Origin of the sequence: Aliiroseovarius zhejiangensis, assembly GCF_014656375.1 — a bacterium.
GTDB classification, from domain to species: Bacteria; Pseudomonadota; Alphaproteobacteria; order Rhodobacterales; family Rhodobacteraceae; genus Aliiroseovarius; species Aliiroseovarius zhejiangensis.
This window is the reverse complement of sequence record NZ_BNCH01000014.1, coordinates 1-18,812: the sequence shown is the minus strand read 5'-3', so window position 1 is coordinate 18,812 and position 18,812 is coordinate 1. Positions and strand designations below refer to the sequence as shown.

At 58.3% G+C, this 18,812-nt stretch carries 14 protein-coding genes and 1 tRNA gene; 14 read left to right on the top strand and 1 reads right to left on the bottom strand.

The features are described from left to right. Window positions 1-174: 174 nt before the first annotated feature. Window positions 175-1,014 (bottom strand): class I SAM-dependent methyltransferase, encoded by an 840-nt coding sequence (locus IE188_RS16675; RefSeq protein WP_191287656.1) that lies wholly within the window; start codon window positions 1,012-1,014, stop codon window positions 175-177. Between the two features lie 132 nt (window positions 1,015-1,146). Here IE188_RS16675 and IE188_RS16670 point away from each other — a divergent pair. The 14 genes from IE188_RS16670 to IE188_RS16605 form a co-directional block, all read left to right on the top strand. Beyond that, window positions 1,147-1,222, top strand: a tRNA-Trp gene (locus IE188_RS16670). A 130-nt stretch (window positions 1,223-1,352) separates the two neighbouring features. Beyond that, window positions 1,353-1,544 carry a preprotein translocase subunit SecE gene (secE, locus tag IE188_RS16665; RefSeq protein ID WP_191287655.1) on the top strand — a complete coding sequence of 64 codons (192 nt, stop codon included), beginning with the start codon at window positions 1,353-1,355 and terminating at the stop codon, window positions 1,542-1,544. 153 nt (window positions 1,545-1,697) lie between these two features. Then, a complete protein-coding gene (nusG, locus tag IE188_RS16660; protein WP_191287654.1) occupies window positions 1,698-2,231 on the top strand; it encodes a transcription termination/antitermination protein NusG in 534 nt (177 codons plus the stop codon). A 119-nt stretch (window positions 2,232-2,350) separates the two neighbouring features. After that, a complete protein-coding gene (rplK, locus tag IE188_RS16655; RefSeq protein ID WP_191287653.1) occupies window positions 2,351-2,776 on the top strand; it encodes a 50S ribosomal protein L11 in 426 nt (141 codons plus the stop codon). A gap of 1 nt (window position 2,777) precedes the next feature. Further along, entirely contained in the window at window positions 2,778-3,476 is a 699-nt protein-coding gene (gene rplA, locus IE188_RS16650) for a 50S ribosomal protein L1 (RefSeq protein WP_191287652.1), read from the top strand. Between the two features lie 610 nt (window positions 3,477-4,086). Then, window positions 4,087-4,599 carry a 50S ribosomal protein L10 gene (gene rplJ / locus IE188_RS16645; protein WP_091428110.1) on the top strand — a complete coding sequence of 171 codons (513 nt, stop codon included), beginning with the start codon at window positions 4,087-4,089 and terminating at the stop codon, window positions 4,597-4,599. A gap of 69 nt (window positions 4,600-4,668) precedes the next feature. Continuing rightward, window positions 4,669-5,046 carry a 50S ribosomal protein L7/L12 gene (gene rplL / locus IE188_RS16640; protein ID WP_191287651.1) on the top strand — a complete coding sequence of 126 codons (378 nt, stop codon included), beginning with the start codon at window positions 4,669-4,671 and terminating at the stop codon, window positions 5,044-5,046. Between the two features lie 245 nt (window positions 5,047-5,291). Further along, a complete protein-coding gene (gene rpoB / locus IE188_RS16635) occupies window positions 5,292-9,428 on the top strand; it encodes a DNA-directed RNA polymerase subunit beta (protein WP_191287650.1) in 4,137 nt (1,378 codons plus the stop codon). Window positions 9,429-9,478: 50 nt separating this feature from the next. Then, entirely contained in the window at window positions 9,479-13,735 is a 4,257-nt protein-coding gene (rpoC, locus tag IE188_RS16630; RefSeq protein WP_191287649.1) for a DNA-directed RNA polymerase subunit beta', read from the top strand. Window positions 13,736-13,887: 152 nt separating this feature from the next. Further along, entirely contained in the window at window positions 13,888-14,781 is an 894-nt protein-coding gene (locus tag IE188_RS16625; protein WP_191287648.1) for a DMT family transporter, read from the top strand. 289 nt (window positions 14,782-15,070) lie between these two features. Then, on the top strand, window positions 15,071-15,442 hold the full coding sequence (rpsL, locus tag IE188_RS16620; protein ID WP_191287647.1) for a 30S ribosomal protein S12: 372 nt from the start codon (window positions 15,071-15,073) through the stop codon (window positions 15,440-15,442). Between the two features lie 12 nt (window positions 15,443-15,454). Then, the gene (gene rpsG / locus IE188_RS16615; protein ID WP_191287646.1) at window positions 15,455-15,925 is read left to right on the top strand and encodes a 30S ribosomal protein S7; all 471 of its coding nucleotides are present in this window, start codon (window positions 15,455-15,457) and stop codon (window positions 15,923-15,925) included. Window positions 15,926-15,946: 21 nt separating this feature from the next. Further along, window positions 15,947-18,064: an elongation factor G gene (gene fusA, locus IE188_RS16610; RefSeq protein WP_191287645.1), complete on the top strand. Its 2,118-nt coding sequence runs from the start codon at window positions 15,947-15,949 to the stop codon at window positions 18,062-18,064. Window positions 18,065-18,121: 57 nt separating this feature from the next. Further along, window positions 18,122-18,812, top strand: a 691-nt coding sequence (locus tag IE188_RS16605) for a GTP-binding protein (protein ID WP_191287073.1), incomplete at its 3' end; no start/stop codon positions are given.

Sequence of the window (18,812 nt, the reverse complement as noted above, 5' to 3'; positions counted from 1 at the left end):
ATGCTCTCAATACGATAACAATCAATACAAAACCGCCGCCGAGCAGAAATGCCGGCGGCGGTTTTGATTTCGGACGCCAATATTCCCGCTCGAAGAGGCAAAGGCTTCGCCACAAGGTGGTTGGCAATCCAACCGCACCCAGATCGAAAGCCCGGAAGGTGGCATGTCGCGCCGCTATTTGTCGGGATCGACCATCCGATACCCCGTCCGCACCCCCGGATTGGCCCTGATCGCCCGTTTCATCCGATAGATACGCTGTTTCTTGCGCCAACTACGGGCCAATGGCTGAACCTCGGTCAGGTGGTCAAGCAGGGCACCGTCATCCAGCCTGCTGACCTTGCCGGCAGTCAGCGCCGCCTCATCTATTTGGCGGATATTCTGGAAGATCACGGTGTCATCCGGGCAGAAGGCCACCGGTCGGAACCAGTCTTGCATCAGGTGCATTTGTACGGGGATCCAGGGCAGGCGCCAGTGGAAGTAATCCTGTTGCACCACCAGAGATTGCCCGGGAATGAGATACGGAAAGAACCGTTCCGCGATGCCATCCGTGGTCTCGGTCGATTTTGCGGCGTCCATGACCAGAAGCTCGATCGGCGACCCATCCCAGGTTTTCGTGAGAATGTCGCCTCGATGCAAGGTGACGCGATCCTCCCATGGTTCCAGAAGATCGCGGGCCAGCCAATAAATGTCGGTCCCGTCGAAGGGGGGAATGCCTTTGCGGTAAAGCTCCTGCGCCTTGGTGCGGTCGTCCGCCTTGAAGCGGTCATAGGCGTGGATCCAGTGGCGTTTGCCTGCATCCACATGCCCGTCGGCAAGGCGCGCGGTTGATCCGCCCACAAAGCAGCCCAAATCGACCACCGCCCCGATGTCCTGCGTCCAATGCGAGGTCAGCCAGTAATAGAGTTTCTGTTCGCGTTTCGACAGCATGGTCGGCACGCTCATCGCGTGTTCCATCTCGACCCGGTCGATGTCGCGCCAGGGGGCGGCCTTGAAATCGCTTACATCCCGTACCATCTTCATCCCGTGTTATCGCATCACCTGACAGGTAAACAGTCGTAGATTTAAGAGCGGGTTGCTTTCTTTGACGTTTGTCACCGAAATCGCTTGAAAACCTGCGCGCCTTGCCGTAATCCGACCCTCGGTCCTAGGGGTATAGCTCAGTTGGTAGAGCGACGGTCTCCAAAACCGTAGGTCGCGGGTTCGAACCCTGCTGCCCCTGCCATTTTCAACGTATCCATGACCGCATTCGCGCCATTTCGTCGTTATTGGCGGGTTGAAAAGCGGACGAGACTTGAAAACCCCGCGCGCATTGCGTAATTGACCGCCTGATACATGAAAGGTTGAGAAACAAGATGACCAATCCGCTGCAATTCATCCAGCAGGTGCGCGCCGAGGTGTCTAAGGTGACATGGCCGACCCGCCGCGAGGTGCTTCTGACCACGGGGATGGTCTTTGTGCTGGCCGCGTTGACGGCGCTGTTCTTCTCGTTGGTTGATCTGGGGATCCGCAGCGGGCTGGCCGCTGTGCTTGGTCTGTTTGGCTGAGTTTGCGCCTGACCCCTTGAAATGAACACGTTTCAGGGGTAGGTCGGGCCACACTTCGGGACGGGCGTGTGGCGATTCGAGTTGCACGCCGATTTTTTGTTCCCGAGAACGGAATTTGAATGGCCCGCAGGGCGCAAGAAGGCAGAGGCTGAAATGGCGAAACGGTGGTATTCGGTGAGCGTGCTCTCGAACTTCGAAAAGAAGATTGCCGAACAGATCAAGACCTCGGTCGAAGAAAAGGGTCTGGGCGATGAGATCGACGAGGTTCTGGTCCCCACCGAAGAGGTGATCGAGGTTCGTCGCGGCAAGAAAGTGACCACTGAACGCCGGTTCATGCCCGGATACGTTCTGGTGCATATGGAGATGTCGGACGAAGGATATCACCTGATCACCTCGATCAACCGCGTGACCGGGTTCCTTGGTCCGCAAGGTCGCCCGATGCCGATGCGTGACGCCGAAGTGAACGCGATCCTGAACCGGGTTGAAGAAGGTGTTGAAGCACCGCGCACCCTGATCCACTTCGAAGTGGGCGAGAAGGTCGCGGTAACGGACGGACCGTTCGAAGGTTTCGACGGCATGGTCGAAGATGTGGATGACGACAACCAGCGCCTGAAGGTCACGGTGTCGATCTTTGGCCGGGCCACCCCGGTCGAACTGGAATACACGCAGGTCACGAAACAGACCTGACGTGTCAGCCGCCCAAACGGGCGGGCGTGGGAGGGGCAGGGATCGCGATCCCCAACCCAGACCACGACAATAAAAGGCGAAGGGACGCGTCCCCGCGCTGTTGTTAAAGGAGAAGCCAAATGGCTAAGAAAGTCGCTGGCACGATGAAGCTGCAGGTTCCTGCAGGTCAAGCCAACCCCAGTCCGCCCGTCGGCCCTGCCCTGGGTCAGCGCGGCATTAACATCATGGAATTCTGCAAGGCGTTCAACGCCAAGACGCAGGAAATGGAGCCCGGTGCGCCGTGCCCGACCGTGATCACCTATTATCAGGACAAGTCCTTCACCATGGACATCAAGACGCCCCCTGCGTCGTATTTCCTGAAAAAGGCCGCCAAGCTGAAATCGGGTGCCAACAAGCCCGGCCATGAAACCGTTGGCACGGTGACCGCCGCTCAGGTGAAAGAGATCGCCGAAGCGAAAATGAAAGATCTGAACGCGAATGACGTCGAAGCTGCGATGTTGATCGTTCTGGGCTCTGCCCGTTCCATGGGCATCGAGGTGAAGTAAGATGGCGAAACTGGGTAAACGCACCAAAGCCGCACGCGAAGCATTCGCCGGCAAAGAAAACGTTTCGATCGAAGAGGCCGTGGCGCTGGTCAAGAACAACGCCAAGGCCAAGTTCGATGAAACCATCGAAATCGCCATGTCGCTGGGTGTCGACACGCGCCACGCCGACCAGATGGTCCGCGGCGTCGTCGGCCTGCCGAACGGTACGGGGAAGACCATGCGCGTCGCCGTGTTCGCACGCGGCCCGAAAGCCGAGGAAGCTCAGGCCGCCGGTGCAGACATCGTTGGCGCCGAGGATCTGATGGAAACGATCCAGGGCGGCAAGATCGAGTTTGATCGCTGCATTGCCACCCCGGACATGATGCCGATCGTTGGTCGCCTGGGCAAAGTTCTTGGCCCGCGCAACCTGATGCCGAACCCGAAGGTCGGCACGGTCACCATGGACGTCAAGGAAGCTGTCGAAGCCGCCAAGGGTGGTGAAGTTCAGTTCAAGGCGGAAAAGGGTGGCGTGGTTCACGCAGGCCTGGGCAAAGCGTCGTTCGACGAAACCAAGCTGGTCGAAAACGTGCGTGCGTTTGTTGACGCCGTGCAAAAGGCCAAGCCGACCGGCGCCAAAGGCACCTATATGAAGAAGATCGCGCTCAGCTCGACCATGGGTCCGGGCGTCACCATCTCGGTGGACAGCGCGACCGGGAACTGATCGAGTATCCTGAAAGTCTTTATGGAAAGGCGGGCCAATCGGTCCGCCTTTTTCTTTGATATATGCCATGCGCGAGCGAGGACGATGGGATGACATGCCCGCAAGCCGTCCCGACTGGTGGGGCGAATGGCGGTGTTTGATGTAAAGCCGACGGACGTGCCCGCAGATAAGCTGCTTGAGGTCGTCTCGTTGTTCTCGGATATGGAATAAAGGCGGGGCTTCACCACCACTGCCAATCGTGATAAAGATTGTGCCAACAGTCGGAGCGCGTGGTCTGCTTTGCCATGCAGATATCTTCCGATTAGGGGTTGGAAATCCCCGGCAAACATCCTAAGTAACCCATGCAGATCAGCGTGCGATTCGTCGTGCGCTGTTTTGCATTTCGTCCGAGACGGTGGGTGACGCTGGTGGGCCAAGCTGAAAAGCAACCGCGCGCAAGGGTCATAATTCCTGCCTGAGATGGGAAATGAACAAAAGAATTCTCGTGGCCGCTTGGCTTTGGGGCGATTTTGCGAAGGACCCGTATCACGGACCCGATTGCCGGGTTTTCTCTGAAAATCTGGTGAAATAAGAGCCGGAGGGTCTGACCCTCCATACTTGGAGTAAAACTGTGGATAGAGCCCAGAAAGAGAAAGTGGTCGAGGAACTCGGCCAGATCTTCGAAAGCTCTGGCGTCGTAGTGGTTGCACACTACGCGGGTCTCACGGTTGCCGAGATGCAGGACCTGCGGTCGCAAATGCGCGAAGCTGGCGGGTCGGTGCGTGTTGCCAAGAACAAGCTCGCCAAAATCGCCCTGGAAGACAAGCCGGCCGCTTCTATCGCCGACCTTCTTTCGGGCATGACCGTTCTTGCCTATTCCGAAGATCCTGTGGCTGCGGCCAAGGTCATGGAAGGTTACGCCAAGACCAACGACAAGCTCGTTATTCTTGGTGGTGCCATGGGCGAGACGGCGCTGGATACGGCCGGTGTCAAAGCTGTTGCCGCTATGCCGTCGCGTGACGAGCTTATTGCTTCGATCGTCGGCTGCATTGGCGCACCTGCTTCGAACATCGCCGGGGCCATTGGCGCGCCTGCTTCGAACATCGCATCCATCTTGTCCACGATCGAGGACAAGGCTGCATAAGCAATCTGAGCCCTGTGTAGCGGATGACCGCCTCACGTTGGAACACATCTAATAACGGAAAGAAGTCAAATGGCTGATCTGAAAAAACTGGCTGAAGAGATCGTGGGTCTGACCCTTCTCGAAGCACAAGAACTGAAAACCATCCTGAAGGACGAATATGGCATCGAGCCCGCTGCTGGCGGCGCTGTCATGATGGCCGGTCCTGCTGGTGGCGACGCTGGTGCGGCTGCCGAGGAAAAAACCGAGTTCGACGTCGTTCTGAAGAACGCCGGCGCCTCGAAAATCAACGTGATCAAAGAAGTTCGCGGCATCACCGGTCTTGGCCTGAAAGAAGCCAAGGAACTGGTCGAAGCTGGCGGCAAGATCAAAGAAGGCGTGGACAAAGCCGAAGCAGAAGACATCAAAGGCAAGCTGGAAGCAGCTGGCGCCGAAGTCGAGCTGGCCTAAGCCCTGCGCTTTTGGGCCGGTTCAGGCCCATGAATATGGCTGGGCCCGGAGAAATCCGGGTCCAGCCGAACCTGTCTTGAAGAGGGCCTGATTGGTCGGGCGTTCTTCTGGGAAAGGTTCAATGGATCGGGAGGAAACCCTTGGGCGGGTTTCCGGGAATTGGTTCGAACCTCCAATCTCGGACGAGGCGTCGCCGGTGACCCGACGGTCGGCGCATCAGTTGAGAAATGAAAGGTAATTACCTTATGGCGCAGACCTATCTTGGCCAGAAACGCTTGCGTAAGTACTACGGCAAAATCCGTGAAGTGCTTGAGATGCCGAACCTGATCGAGGTTCAGAAAAGCTCTTATGACCTGTTCCTGAACTCCGGTGATCAGCCGCAACCGATGGACGGTGAAGGCATCAATGCGGTGTTCCAGTCGGTGTTCCCGATCAAGGATTTCAATGAAACCGCAATTCTGGAATTCGTGAAATACGAGCTGGAAGAGCCGAAATTCGACGTGGAAGAATGCCAGCAGCGCGACCTGACCTATTCGGCGCCGTTGAAGGTGACTCTGCGTCTGATCGTGTTCGATGTGGACGAAGATACCGGCGCCAAGTCGGTCAAGGACATCAAGGAACAAGACGTGTTCATGGGCGACATGCCCCTGATGACGCCCAATGGCACCTTCGTCGTTAACGGCACCGAGCGTGTGATCGTGTCCCAGATGCACCGCTCGCCCGGTGTGTTCTTTGATCACGACAAGGGCAAGACGCATTCGTCGGGCAAATTGCTGTTTGCCTGCCGCATCATTCCCTATCGCGGGTCGTGGCTGGATTTCGAATTTGACGCCAAGGACATTGTGTTCGCGCGTATCGACCGCCGCCGCAAGCTGCCGGTGACGACCCTGCTTTATGCACTGGGTCTGGATCAGGAAGGCATCATGGATGCCTATTACGACACGGTTCAGTACAAGCTGAAGAAGAACAAGGGTTGGGTTACCAAGTTCTTCCCCGAACGCGTCGCAGGCACCCGCCCGACGATGGACCTGATCAATGCAAAGACCGGCGAAGTGATCGCCGAAGCCGGCAAGAAGATCACCCCGCGCGCAGTCAAGAAGCTGATGGAAGACGGCAAGGACATCGACCTGCTGGTGCCGTTCGATTCGATCGTCGGCCGGTTTGTCGCCAAGGACATCATCAACGAAGACACCGGCGCGATTTATGTCGAAGCCGGTGATGAACTGACGCTTGAGCACGACAAGGATGGCGAGTTGATCGGCGGGTCGCTGAAAGAACTGCTGGATGCGGGCATCACCGACATTCCGGTTCTGGACATCGACAACGTCAATGTCGGCCCCTACATCCGCAACACCATGGCGGCGGACAAGAACATGGGCCGCGACACCGCGCTGATGGACATCTATCGCGTGATGCGTCCGGGTGAACCCCCCACCGTCGAAGCCGCTTCGGCCCTGTTCGACACGCTGTTCTTTGACAGCGAGCGGTACGACCTGTCTGCCGTTGGCCGTGTGAAGATGAACATGCGTCTCGACCTTGACGCCGAGGATACTCAGCGCACCTTGCGCCGCGAGGACATCGTGGCCTGTATCAAGGCGCTGGTGGAACTGCGCGACGGCAAGGGCGATATCGACGATATTGACCACCTGGGCAACCGTCGTGTGCGCTCGGTCGGTGAGTTGATGGAAAACCAGTATCGCGTCGGCCTTCTGCGCATGGAGCGTGCGATCAAGGAACGTATGTCCTCGGTCGAAATCGACACCGTGATGCCGCAGGACCTGATCAACGCGAAACCGGCTGCGGCTGCTGTACGCGAGTTCTTTGGCTCGTCGCAACTGTCGCAGTTCATGGACCAAACCAACCCGCTGTCGGAAGTCACCCACAAACGCCGCTTGTCGGCGCTTGGGCCGGGCGGTCTGACACGAGAACGCGCGGGCTTCGAGGTGCGCGACGTGCACCCAACCCATTATGGCCGCATGTGTCCGATTGAAACGCCGGAAGGGCCGAACATCGGTCTGATCAACTCGCTGGCAACCTTCGCTCGTGTGAACAAGTACGGCTTTATCGAAACGCCCTATCGCAAGGTTGTGGAAGGCAAGGTCACGGATGAAGTGAACTACATGTCCGCGACCGAGGAAATGCGCCACACCGTGGCGCAGGCCAACGCGCATCTGGATGGGGAAGGCCGGTTCGAAAACGAACTGGTGAACACCCGCCAGTCGGGTGAATACACCATGGCACCGCGCGAAAATGTCGACCTGATCGACGTATCGCCGAAGCAGCTGGTGTCGGTCGCCGCCTCGCTTATTCCGTTCTTGGAAAACGACGACGCCAACCGCGCCCTGATGGGGTCGAACATGCAACGTCAGGCGGTTCCGCTTTTGCGGGCCGAGGCGCCGTATGTCGGCACCGGTATCGAAGGCAAAGTGGCCATCGACTCGGGCGCGGCCATTCAGGCGAAACGTGGCGGTGTGATCGACCAGGTTGACGCAACACGTATCGTTGTACGTGCCACCGAAGACCTTGGTCTGGGGGATGCGGGCGTCGACATCTATCGTCTGCGCAAATTCCAGCGGTCGAACCAAAACACCTGCATCAACCAACGTCCGTTGGTGAAAGTGGGTCAGAAAGTGTCGAAAGACGAAGTCATCGCCGATGGCCCGTCCACGGACATGGGTGAACTGGCTCTGGGTAAAAACGTGGTCGTCGCGTTTATGCCGTGGAACGGCTACAACTACGAAGACTCGATCCTGATTTCCGAGCGTATTGCGCGCGATGACGTGTTCACCTCGGTCCATATCGAGGAATTCGAAGTCGCTGCCCGTGACACCAAGCTTGGGCCGGAAGAGATCACCCGCGACATTCCGAACGTCGGTGAAGAAGCGCTGCGCAACCTCGACGAGGCGGGCATCGTTTACATCGGTGCAGATGTTGAGCCGGGCGATATTTTGGTGGGTAAGATCACACCGAAGGGTGAAAGCCCGATGACGCCGGAAGAAAAGCTTCTGCGCGCCATCTTCGGTGAGAAAGCATCGGACGTGCGCGATACTTCGCTTCGCGTGAAGCCGGGCGATTTCGGGACTGTCGTTGAAGTGCGCGTCTTTAACCGCCACGGCGTGGAAAAAGACGAACGTGCGTTGCAGATCGAGCGGGAAGAGGTCGAAAGCCTTGCCCGTGACCGTGATGACGAGCTGCATATTCTGGAGCGTAACATCTATGCGCGCCTGCGCAGCATGATCGAAGGCAAGGTTGCGGTGAAGGGGCCGAAAGGCGTCAAGGCCGGATCGAAGATCACTGACGAGCTTCTGGAAAGCCTGAGCCGCGGCCAGTGGTGGCAGCTTGCGCTGGAAGACGAAGATGATGCCAAGATCGTCGAAGCCCTGAACGAGCAATTCGAAGCGCAGAAACGCGCCTTGGATGCGCGTTTTGAAGACAAGGTCGAAAAAGTTCGTCGTGGTGATGATCTGCCGCCGGGTGTGATGAAGATGGTCAAAGTCTTCGTCGCCGTGAAGCGCAAGCTTCAACCGGGCGACAAGATGGCCGGCCGTCACGGGAACAAAGGTGTTATTTCCAAGGTTGTTCCGATGGAAGACATGCCGTTCCTGGCCGACGGGACGCCGGTTGACTTCTGCCTGAACCCGCTGGGCGTGCCATCGCGCATGAACGTCGGTCAGATCCTTGAAACCCATATGGGTTGGGCCGCGCGCGGTCTGGGTCTGAACATTGACGAAGCCTTGGGTGAATACCGCCGTTCCGGCGATCTGACCCCGGTGCGCGAAGCCATGCGCATCGCCTATGGCGACGATGTCTATGAAGAAGGCATTGCTGGCATGGACGAAGACACGCTGGTCGATGCGGCATCGAACGTGACACGCGGTGTGCCGATTGCCACGCCCGTCTTTGACGGCGCGAAAGAGGCTGACGTGAACGACGCGCTGACGCGTGCAGGCTTCGACACTTCGGGTCAGTCGGTCCTGTTTGACGGTCGCACCGGCGAGCAGTTCTCGCGCCCCGTGACCGTGGGTGTGAAATACCTGCTGAAACTGCACCACCTTGTGGACGACAAAATCCACGCACGCTCGACCGGCCCGTACTCGCTTGTCACGCAGCAACCGCTGGGTGGTAAGGCGCAGTTCGGTGGTCAGCGCTTCGGTGAGATGGAGGTCTGGGCTCTGGAAGCATATGGCGCGGCCTACACGCTGCAAGAGATGCTGACGGTCAAGTCGGATGACGTTGCTGGCCGGACGAAAGTCTATGAGAGCATCGTCAAAGGCGAGGACAATTTTGAAGCCGGCGTGCCGGAATCGTTCAACGTGCTTGTCAAAGAAGTCCGCGGCCTCGGCCTTAACATGGAACTCCTGGATGCGGAGGGCGAGGAGTAAGGCGCCCGCCTTACCCCTCCCACCCTTCCCCTGATTAAAGGAAACGCAAAATGAACCAGGAACTGACAACCAACCCGTTCAACCCGCTGGCGGCCCCCAAGACCTTTGACGAAATCAAAGTGTCGCTGGCCAGTCCGGAACGGATCCTTTCGTGGTCGTATGGCGAGATCAAGAAGCCCGAGACCATCAACTACCGGACCTTCAAGCCCGAGCGTGACGGCCTGTTCTGCGCCCGTATCTTTGGCCCGGTCAAAGATTACGAATGTCTGTGCGGCAAATATAAGCGCATGAAGTATCGCGGCGTTGTCTGCGAGAAATGCGGTGTCGAAGTGACCCTGCAAAAAGTGCGCCGCGAGCGTATGGGCCATATCGAACTGGCCGCACCCGTCGCGCATATCTGGTTCCTCAAGTCGCTGCCGTCGCGCATCGGCCTGATGCTGGACATGACTCTGCGTGATCTGGAACGCATCCTGTATTTCGAAAACTATGTTGTGATCGAACCGGGACTGACGGACCTTCATTACGGTCAGCTGATGACCGAAGAAGAGTTCATGGACGCCCAGGACACCTATGGCATGGACGCCTTCACCGCAAATATTGGTGCAGAAGCGATCCGCGAAATGCTGTCGGCGATTGATCTGGAAGCCGAAGCCGAACAGCTGCGTGCTGATCTGGCCGAAGCCACTGGCGAGTTGAAGCCCAAGAAGATCATCAAGCGTCTGAAGATCGTTGAATCGTTCATCGAGTCGGGCAACCGTCCCGAGTGGATGATCCTGACCGTGATCCCGGTAATCCCGCCCGAGCTGCGCCCGCTGGTGCCGCTGGATGGCGGTCGTTTCGCGACTTCAGATCTGAACGATCTGTATCGCCGCGTGATCAACCGGAACAACCGTCTGAAGCGTCTGATCGAGCTGCGCGCCCCTGACATCATCGTTCGCAACGAAAAGCGGATGCTGCAGGAATCCGTGGATGCTCTGTTCGACAACGGCCGTCGTGGCCGCGTAATCACCGGCGCCAACAAGCGTCCGCTGAAATCGCTGTCGGACATGCTGAAAGGTAAGCAGGGTCGCTTCCGTCAAAACCTTTTGGGGAAACGCGTCGACTTCTCGGGTCGTTCGGTCATTGTGACCGGTCCGGAGCTGAAGCTGCACCAATGTGGTCTGCCGAAGAAGATGGCGCTCGAGCTGTTCAAGCCGTTCATCTATTCGCGTCTGGAAGCCAAAGGGCTGTCTTCCACCGTGAAGCAAGCCAAGAAACTGGTGGAAAAAGAGCGTCCCGAAGTTTGGGATATTCTGGACGAAGTGATCCGCGAACACCCGGTCATGCTGAACCGTGCGCCCACGCTGCACCGTCTTGGCATTCAGGCGTTCGAACCGGTTCTGATCGAAGGGAAAGCCATCCAGCTTCACCCGCTCGTTTGTTCGGCCTTTAACGCCGACTTCGACGGTGACCAGATGGCTGTGCACGTGCCGCTGTCGCTGGAAGCCCAGTTGGAAGCGCGTGTTTTGATGATGTCGACGAACAACGTTCTGTCGCCCGCCAACGGCGCGCCGATCATTGTGCCGTCGCAGGACATGATCCTTGGTCTGTATTACATCACCATGGAACGTGAGGGCATGAAGGGCGAAGGCATGATCTTCTCCGACGTGGACGAAGTTCAGCATGCTCTGGACGCTGGCGAGGTGCATCTGCACGCCAAGGTGCAGGCCCGCATCAAGCAGATCGACGAGGAGGGGAACGAGGTTTACAAACGCTTCGAAACCACTCCCGGTCGCATTCGTCTTGGCGCGCTTCTGCCCTTGAACGCGAAAGCGCCGTTTGAGCTGGTGAACCGTCTTCTGCGAAAGAAAGAGGTGCAGCAGGTCATCGACACCGTCTATCGCTATTGCGGTCAGAAGGAATCGGTCATCTTCTGTGACCAGATCATGTCGATGGGCTTCAAGGAAGCGTTCAAGGCTGGCATCTCGTTCGGTAAGGACGACATGGTCATCCCGGACAGCAAGTGGCCGATCGTGGATGAAACCCGCGAGCAGGTGAAAGGGTTCGAACAACAGTATATGGACGGCCTGATCACGCTGGGCGAGAAGTACAACAAGGTGGTCGATGCCTGGTCGAAATGTAACGACAAGGTCACCGACGCCATGATGGACACGATCTCGTCCAACAAGCGGGACGAGAATGGTGCCGAAGCGGAACCGAACTCGGTTTACATGATGGCCCACTCCGGTGCGCGTGGTTCTGTCACGCAGATGAAACAGCTGGGCGGCATGCGTGGCCTGATGGCGAAACCTTCGGGCGAGATCATCGAAACGCCGATCATCTCGAACTTTAAAGAAGGTCTGACCGTGCTTGAGTACTTCAACTCGACCCACGGTGCCCGTAAGGGTCTGTCGGATACCGCTTTGAAAACCGCGAACTCGGGTTATCTGACCCGTCGTCTGGTCGACGTGGCGCAGGACTGCATCGTGCGCATGGTCGATTGCGGCACCGAAAACTCGATCACCGCGGAAGCGGCGGTCAATGACGGTGAAGTCGTTGCCTCGCTGGGCGAACGTGTTCTGGGCCGTGTGGCGGCCGAGGATGTTCTGGTTCCGGGCACCGAAGAGGTGATCGTCGCCAAGAACGAATTGATCGACGAACGCAAGGCGGACGAGATCGAAGCCTCGGGCGTGGCGACTGTGCGGATGCGCAGCCCGCTGACTTGTGAAGCCGAAGAAGGCGTTTGCGCCAACTGCTATGGCCGCGACCTGGCCCGTGGCACGCGCGTCAACGTCGGTGAGGCTGTCGGCATCATCGCTGCACAGTCGATCGGTGAACCGGGCACGCAGCTGACGATGCGGACCTTCCACATCGGCGGTGTTGCCCAGGGTGGTCAGCAATCGTTCCAGGAAGCCAACCAGGACGGCAAGGTGGAATACCGCAATGCCAACATTCTGGAAAACCGTGATGGCGAGATCGTTGTCATGGGGCGGAACATGGTTCTGGCCATCATCGACGACAACGGGGTCGAGCGTGCGGCGTTCAAACTCGGTTACGGCTCGAAACTGCATGTCAAGGACGGCGCAAAGGTCGCGCGTGGTGACAAGCTGTTCGAATGGGATCCGTACACGCTTCCGATGATTGCCGAAAAGGACGGGACGGTGAAGTTCGTCGACCTGATCAGCGGCATTTCGGTGCGGGACGAAACCGATGATGCAACTGGCATGACGCAGAAGATCGTGTCCGATTGGCGCTCGGCGCCGAAAGGCAACGAACTGAAGCCGGAAGTGATCATGGTCGGTGAAGATGGTGAACCGGTGCGCAACGAAGCCGGAAACCCCGTCACCTATACCATGTCGGTGGATGCCATTCTGTCGGTCGAGGACGGTCAGGCGGTGAAAGCCGGTGACGTGGTTGCGCGTATTCCGCGCGAAGGTGCTAAGACCAAGGACATCACCGGTGGTCTGCCGCGTGTGGCCGAATTGTTCGAAGCGCGTCGTCCGAAAGATCACGCGATCATTGCCGAGATTGATGGTTACGTGCGCTTTGGCCGCGACTACAAGAACAAGCGTCGCATCTCGATCGAGCCGGCGGATGAAAGCCTGGAGCCGGTGGAATACATGGTGCCCAAGGGCAAGCACATTCCGGTGGCGGAAGGGGACTTCATCCAGAAGGGTGAATACCTGATGGACGGCAACCCCGCGCCGCATGACATCCTGTCTATCATGGGTGTCGAAGCGCTGGCGGACTACATGATCGACGAAGTTCAGGACGTGTATCGCCTGCAAGGTGTGAAGATCAACGACAAGCACATCGAGGTGATCGTTCGCCAGATGCTGCAGAAGTGGGAGATCCTCGACAGCGGCGAAACCACGCTTCTGAAAGGCGAGCATGTGGACAAGGCCGAATTTGATGCAGTCAATGAAAAGGCAGCAGCAGAAGGTCGTCGTCTGGCCTCGGGCGAGCCGATCCTGTTGGGGATCACCAAGGCAAGCTTGCAGACCCGTTCGTTCATCTCGGCGGCGTCGTTCCAGGAAACCACCCGCGTTCTGACCGAGGCATCGGTTCAGGGCAAGCGTGACAAGCTGGTTGGCCTGAAAGAGAACGTGATCGTCGGACGCCTGATCCCGGCGGGTACGGGTGGGGCCACGCAACGCGTGCGGTCTATTGCGCAAGCCCGCGATATGAAGGTGATCGAAGAAGCACGCGCCGAAGCCGAAAAGGCTGCCGCACTGGCCGCTCCGGCCGAGGACGTGTTTGGCGACGCGTCTAACGTCGATAACGGTCTGGTGGACACGCCCGAGTTCGACGGGTCGGAACAACCCTGATCCTTACCGATATGAGTATCGGAAAGCCCCGCCATCTGGCGGGGCTTTTCGTTTGCATGGGGCAGGGGCAGTGACTAGGGTGCGTGCGTCGCAGGTGGCCTAAAGACGCGGCCAATCGCGCCCCTCACGCATTGACCAATATGGATTGTCGGATGTCCGTTTCAGACAACATGAAAGGTGCGGCATTGATGGCCGGTTCGATGGCCGGGTACACCTTCAACGACGCGTGCATGAAGGCGCTGGCTGGTGACATCCCGCTGTCGCAGGCGGTGTTTCTGCGCGGCGTTCTGACCTGTTTGATGCTGTATGGTTTGGGGCTGGCGCTGCGGTCGCTGACGTTTCGGCTCAGCCGTCGGGAATGGAAGCTGATGCTTCTGCGGTCGTTTGCAGAAATGGGGGCGACCTATTGTTTCCTGAGCGCATTGTTCAACATGCCGATCGCCAATGTCACCGCCGTTTTGCAGGCCTTGCCCTTAACCATCGCTTTGGCAGCATGGGCTTTTCTGGGCGAGCCTTTGGGTTGGCGACGCCTGTCTGCCATTCTGCTTGGCTTTGTCGGTGTGGTTTTGATCGTCAAACCCGGCGGCGACGGTTTTACGCTCTGGTCCGTTTACGCGCTGCTTGCCGTTGGGTTCATCACGCTGCGCGATCTTGTTGTCCGAAAGATGTCACCGTCAACACCGTCTATGACCGTGGCTCTGGTGGCGTCCGTTGCGATTACGGTGTCTTTTGGCGTTGCGTCACTTGGCGTTGACTGGGCCCCTGTTACGCCGAGAAGCGGGGGATTTCTGGTCTTGTCCGCCGTGTTCATCTTCATGGGATATCTGTTTTCGGTGATGGTGATGCGCGTAGGCGATATCGGGTTTGTCGCGCCATTCAGGTACACCGGCCTGATCTGGGCCTTGATCATCGGGCTGATCTTTTTCGGTGAATGGCCGGATGGCTGGACGCTTGTCGGCGCCGGCATCGTGGTGGCCACCGGCCTGTTCACCCTGCTCCGCGAACGGCAGTTGATGCGGCGCACCCGGGCAAGGCGGATCGCCTGAGCCCCGATCCTTCGAACGCCCCTGCAAAGTCATGGCCAGCGGTTGACAGAGGGCCCGACTCCTCATATACGCCCCCCATCCAGCCGGGTCTTGCCCGGCACCATCAGAATTGAGGGATCAAGGTCGGCGCTACTTTGAAGCACTGATCCTCTGTGAACCAACCGCGTCGCTTGCCTCGGAATGGAAGCGGTCGCGGATTTTCGCTTTGCAGACGTGCTGGGCGAGGAAATGCAAACCGCACGGGGACACTCGTGCAAACACATGTGTTGAGAAACGGGAAAAGAGCCCTATGCCAACGATCCAACAGCTGATCCGCAAACCGCGCCAGCCTAAAGTAAAGCGCTCCAAGTCGATGCACCTGGAGTCCTGTCCGCAAAAACGTGGCGTTTGCACGCGCGTTTATACAACCACACCGAAAAAGCCGAACTCGGCCATGCGGAAAGTCGCCAAGGTGCGTCTGACCAATGGGTACGAGGTCATCAGCTATATCGGCGGTGAAAGCCACAACCTTCAGGAACACTCGGTGGTTCTGATCCGCGGCGGTCGTGTAAAAGACCTTCCGGGTGTGCGTTATCACATCGTTCGCGGTGTTCTGGATACCCAGGGCGTCAAAGACCGTAAGCAACGTCGTTCGAAATACGGCGCCAAGCGTCCGAAGTAAGGAGATCCGGGAATGTCTCGTCGTCACGCCGCAGAAAAGCGCGAAATCCTGCCCGACGCCAAATTTGGCGATCGTGTGCTGAGCAAGTTCATGAACAACCTGATGATCGACGGCAAGAAGTCGGTCGCAGAAAAAATCGTCTATAACGCGCTGGATCGCGTTGAAGACAAGATCAAGCGCGCGCCCGTGGAAGTGTTCCACGAAGCGCTGGACAACATCAAACCGTCGGTCGAGGTTCGCTCGCGTCGGGTTGGTGGTGCCACCTATCAGGTGCCGGTCGAAGTGCGCCCCGAGCGCCGCGAAGCCCTGGCGATCCGCTGGCTGATCACTGCCGCCCGCAACCGCAACGAAAACACGATGGAAGAACGCCTGGCGGGCGAACTTCTGGATGCCGTGAACTCGCGCGGGACTGCCGTCAAGAAACGCGAAGACACCCACAAGATGGCCGACGCCAACAAAGCGTTCAGCCACTATCGCTGGTAAAGCCAAGGAAGGAAGACACCCATGGCACGCGACTATCCTCTCGACCGTTACCGCAACTTCGGCATCATGGCGCACATCGATGCAGGGAAAACCACCTGCTCGGAACGCATCCTGTTCTATACCGGCAAAAACCACACCATGGGGGAAACCCACGATGGTGCCGGCACGATGGACTGGATGGAGCAAGAGCAGGAGCGGGGCATCACGATCACCTCTGCTGCGACCACAACGTTCTGGGAGCGCACCGAAGACGGTCAATCGCCTGATTCTGAAAAGCATCGCCTGAACATCATCGACACCCCTGGCCACGTGGACTTCACCATCGAAGTCGAACGTTCGCTGGCCGTGCTTGACGGCGCCGTTTGTGTGCTTGACGCCAACGCCGGTGTCGAGCCGCAAACCGAAACCGTGTGGCGTCAGGCTGACCGCTACAAGGTGCCGCGCGTCGTGTTCGTCAACAAGATGGACAAGATCGGCGCTGACTTCTTCAACTGCGTCCGCATGATCGAAGACCGTACCGGCGCCCGCGCCGTTCCCGTTGGTGTGCCGATCGGGGCCGAGAACGAGCTGGAAGGTCTGATCGACCTGGTCACCATGGAAGAATGGCTGTGGAAAGGCGATGACCTTGGTGCATCCTGGGTGAAAGCTCCGGTTCGCGACAGTCTGAAGGACATGGCCGAAGAATGGCGTGGCAAGATGATCGAAGCGGCCGTCGAAGAAGACGACGACGCGATGATGGAATACCTGGAAGGCAACGAGCCTGACGTACCGACCCTGCGCAAACTGCTGCGCAAGGGCACGCTGGCGCTGCATTTCGTTCCGGTTCTTGGCGGTTCGGCCTTCAAGAACAAAGGTGTTCAGCCGCTTTTGAACGCCGTGATCGACTATCTGCCCAGCCCGCTGGACGTTGTCGATTACATGGGCTTCAAACCCGGTGACGAAACCGAGACTCGTAACATTGCCCGCCGCGCGGATGATGACATGGCGTTCTCGGGCCTGGCGTTCAAGATCATGAACGACCCCTTCGTTGGCACGCTGACCTTTACCCGCATCTATTCGGGTGTCCTGAACAAGGGCGACACGCTTTTGAACTCGACCAAGGGCAAGAAAGAGCGCGTCGGCCGGATGATGATGATGCACTCGAACGAACGTGAGGAGATCACGGAAGCGTTCGCAGGCGACATCATCGCGCTGGCTGGTCTGAAAGACACCACCACAGGTGACACGCTGTGCGCCGTCAACGACCCGGTGGTTCTGGAAACCATGACCTTCCCCGATCCGGTGATCGAAATCGCGGTCGAGCCGAAAACCAAGGCTGACCAAGAGAAGATGAGCCAGGGTCTGGCGCGTCTGGCTGCCGAAGACCCGTCGTTCCGTGTGGAAACCGACATTGAAAGCGGTCAGACCATCATGAAGGGCATGGGCGAACTTCACCTGGATATTCTGGTGGATCGTCTGAAGCGTGAATTCAAGGTGGAAGCCAACATCGGTGCCCCGCAGGTGGCCTATCGCGAGACGATCTCGAAAGAGGTCGAGCATACCTACACCCATAAGAAACAGTCTGGTGGGTCGGGTCAGTACGCCGAGGTGAAGATGATCATCTCGCCGACCGAAGCTGGCGAAGGCTATTCGTTCGAAAGCCGCATCGTTGGTGGTGCCGTGCCGAAGGAATACATTCCGGGTGTTGAAAAAGGCATCAACTCGGTCATGGACAGCGGCCCCCTGGCTGGCTTCCCCGTGATCGACTTCAAGGTGGCCCTTGTCGACGGTAAGTTCCACGATGTTGACTCGTCGGTTCTGGCCTTCGAAATCGCAGCACGTATGTGTATGCGCGAAGGGATGCGTCTGGCCGGTGCCAAGCTGCTTGAGCCGATCATGAAAGTGGAAGTGATCACGCCCGAGGAATACACCGGTGGCATCATCGGTGATCTGACCTCGCGTCGTGGTCAGGTGTCGGGTCAAGAGCCGCGCGGCAACGCGATTGCGATTGACGCGAACGTTCCGCTGGCGAACATGTTTGGCTACATCAACACGCTGCGCTCGATGTCTTCGGGCCGTGCGCAGTTCACGATGCAGTTCTCGCATTACGATCCGGTTCCGCAGAACATCTCGGACGAAATTCAGGCGAAATTCGCCTAATCGAACAAGCCGGGCAGGGATGACCTTGCCCGGCGCTCAGATAAACAGGAGGCCATCATGGCTAAGGAAAAGTTTGAACGCTCCAAACCGCACGTCAACATCGGCACGATTGGCCACGTTGACCACGGCAAGACGACGCTGACCGCTGCGATCACCAAGTATTTCGGTGATTTCCAGGCGTATGACCAGATTGACGGCGCACCGGAAGAGAAAGCGCGCGGGATCACGATCTCGACGGCGCATGTGGAATATGAAACCGACGCGCGCCACTATGCGCACGTCGACTGCCCCGGCCACGCTGACTATGTGAAGAACATGATCACCGGTGCGGCGCAGATGGACGGCGCGATCCTGGTTGTGAACGCCGCTGACGGCCCCATGCCGCAGACCCGCGAGCACATCCTTCTGGGCCGCCAGGTTGGTATTCCGACCATGGTCGTGTTCATGAACAAGGTCGACCAGGTTGACGACGAAGAGCTGCTTGAGCTGGTGGAAATGGAAGTCCGCGAGCTGCTGACCGAATACGGCTATCCCGGCGACGACATTCCGATCATCGCAGGGTCGGCCCTGGCCGCTCTGGAAGGCCGTGACGCCAATATCGGCGAAGACAAGATCCGCGAGCTGATGGCGGCTGTGGACGAGTTCATCCCGACGCCGGCCCGTCCGGTTGACGGTGCGTTCCTGCTGCCGATCGAGGACGTGTTCTCGATCTCGGGCCGTGGCACGGTTGTGACCGGTCGTGTGGAGC

Excerpts from the sequence above, each read along its gene's own strand:
- rpsL (WP_191287647.1), top strand. The coding sequence starts at position 15,071 with ATGCCAACGATCCAACAGCTGATCCGCAAACCGCGCCAGCCTAAAGTA.
- rpoC (WP_191287649.1), top strand. The coding sequence starts at position 9,479 with ATGAACCAGGAACTGACAACCAACCCGTTCAACCCGCTGGCGGCCCCC.
- IE188_RS16625 (WP_191287648.1), top strand. The coding sequence starts at position 13,888 with ATGTCCGTTTCAGACAACATGAAAGGTGCGGCATTGATGGCCGGTTCG.
- rplL (WP_191287651.1), top strand. The coding sequence starts at position 4,669 with ATGGCTGATCTGAAAAAACTGGCTGAAGAGATCGTGGGTCTGACCCTT.
- secE (WP_191287655.1), top strand. The coding sequence starts at position 1,353 with ATGACCAATCCGCTGCAATTCATCCAGCAGGTGCGCGCCGAGGTGTCT.
- fusA (WP_191287645.1), top strand. The coding sequence starts at position 15,947 with ATGGCACGCGACTATCCTCTCGACCGTTACCGCAACTTCGGCATCATG.
- rplA (WP_191287652.1), top strand. The coding sequence starts at position 2,778 with ATGGCGAAACTGGGTAAACGCACCAAAGCCGCACGCGAAGCATTCGCC.
- rplK (WP_191287653.1), top strand. The coding sequence starts at position 2,351 with ATGGCTAAGAAAGTCGCTGGCACGATGAAGCTGCAGGTTCCTGCAGGT.
- IE188_RS16675 (WP_191287656.1), bottom strand. The coding sequence starts at position 1,014 with ATGGTACGGGATGTAAGCGATTTCAAGGCCGCCCCCTGGCGCGACATC.
- rpsG (WP_191287646.1), top strand. The coding sequence starts at position 15,455 with ATGTCTCGTCGTCACGCCGCAGAAAAGCGCGAAATCCTGCCCGACGCC.
- nusG (WP_191287654.1), top strand. The coding sequence starts at position 1,698 with ATGGCGAAACGGTGGTATTCGGTGAGCGTGCTCTCGAACTTCGAAAAG.
- rpoB (WP_191287650.1), top strand. The coding sequence starts at position 5,292 with ATGGCGCAGACCTATCTTGGCCAGAAACGCTTGCGTAAGTACTACGGC.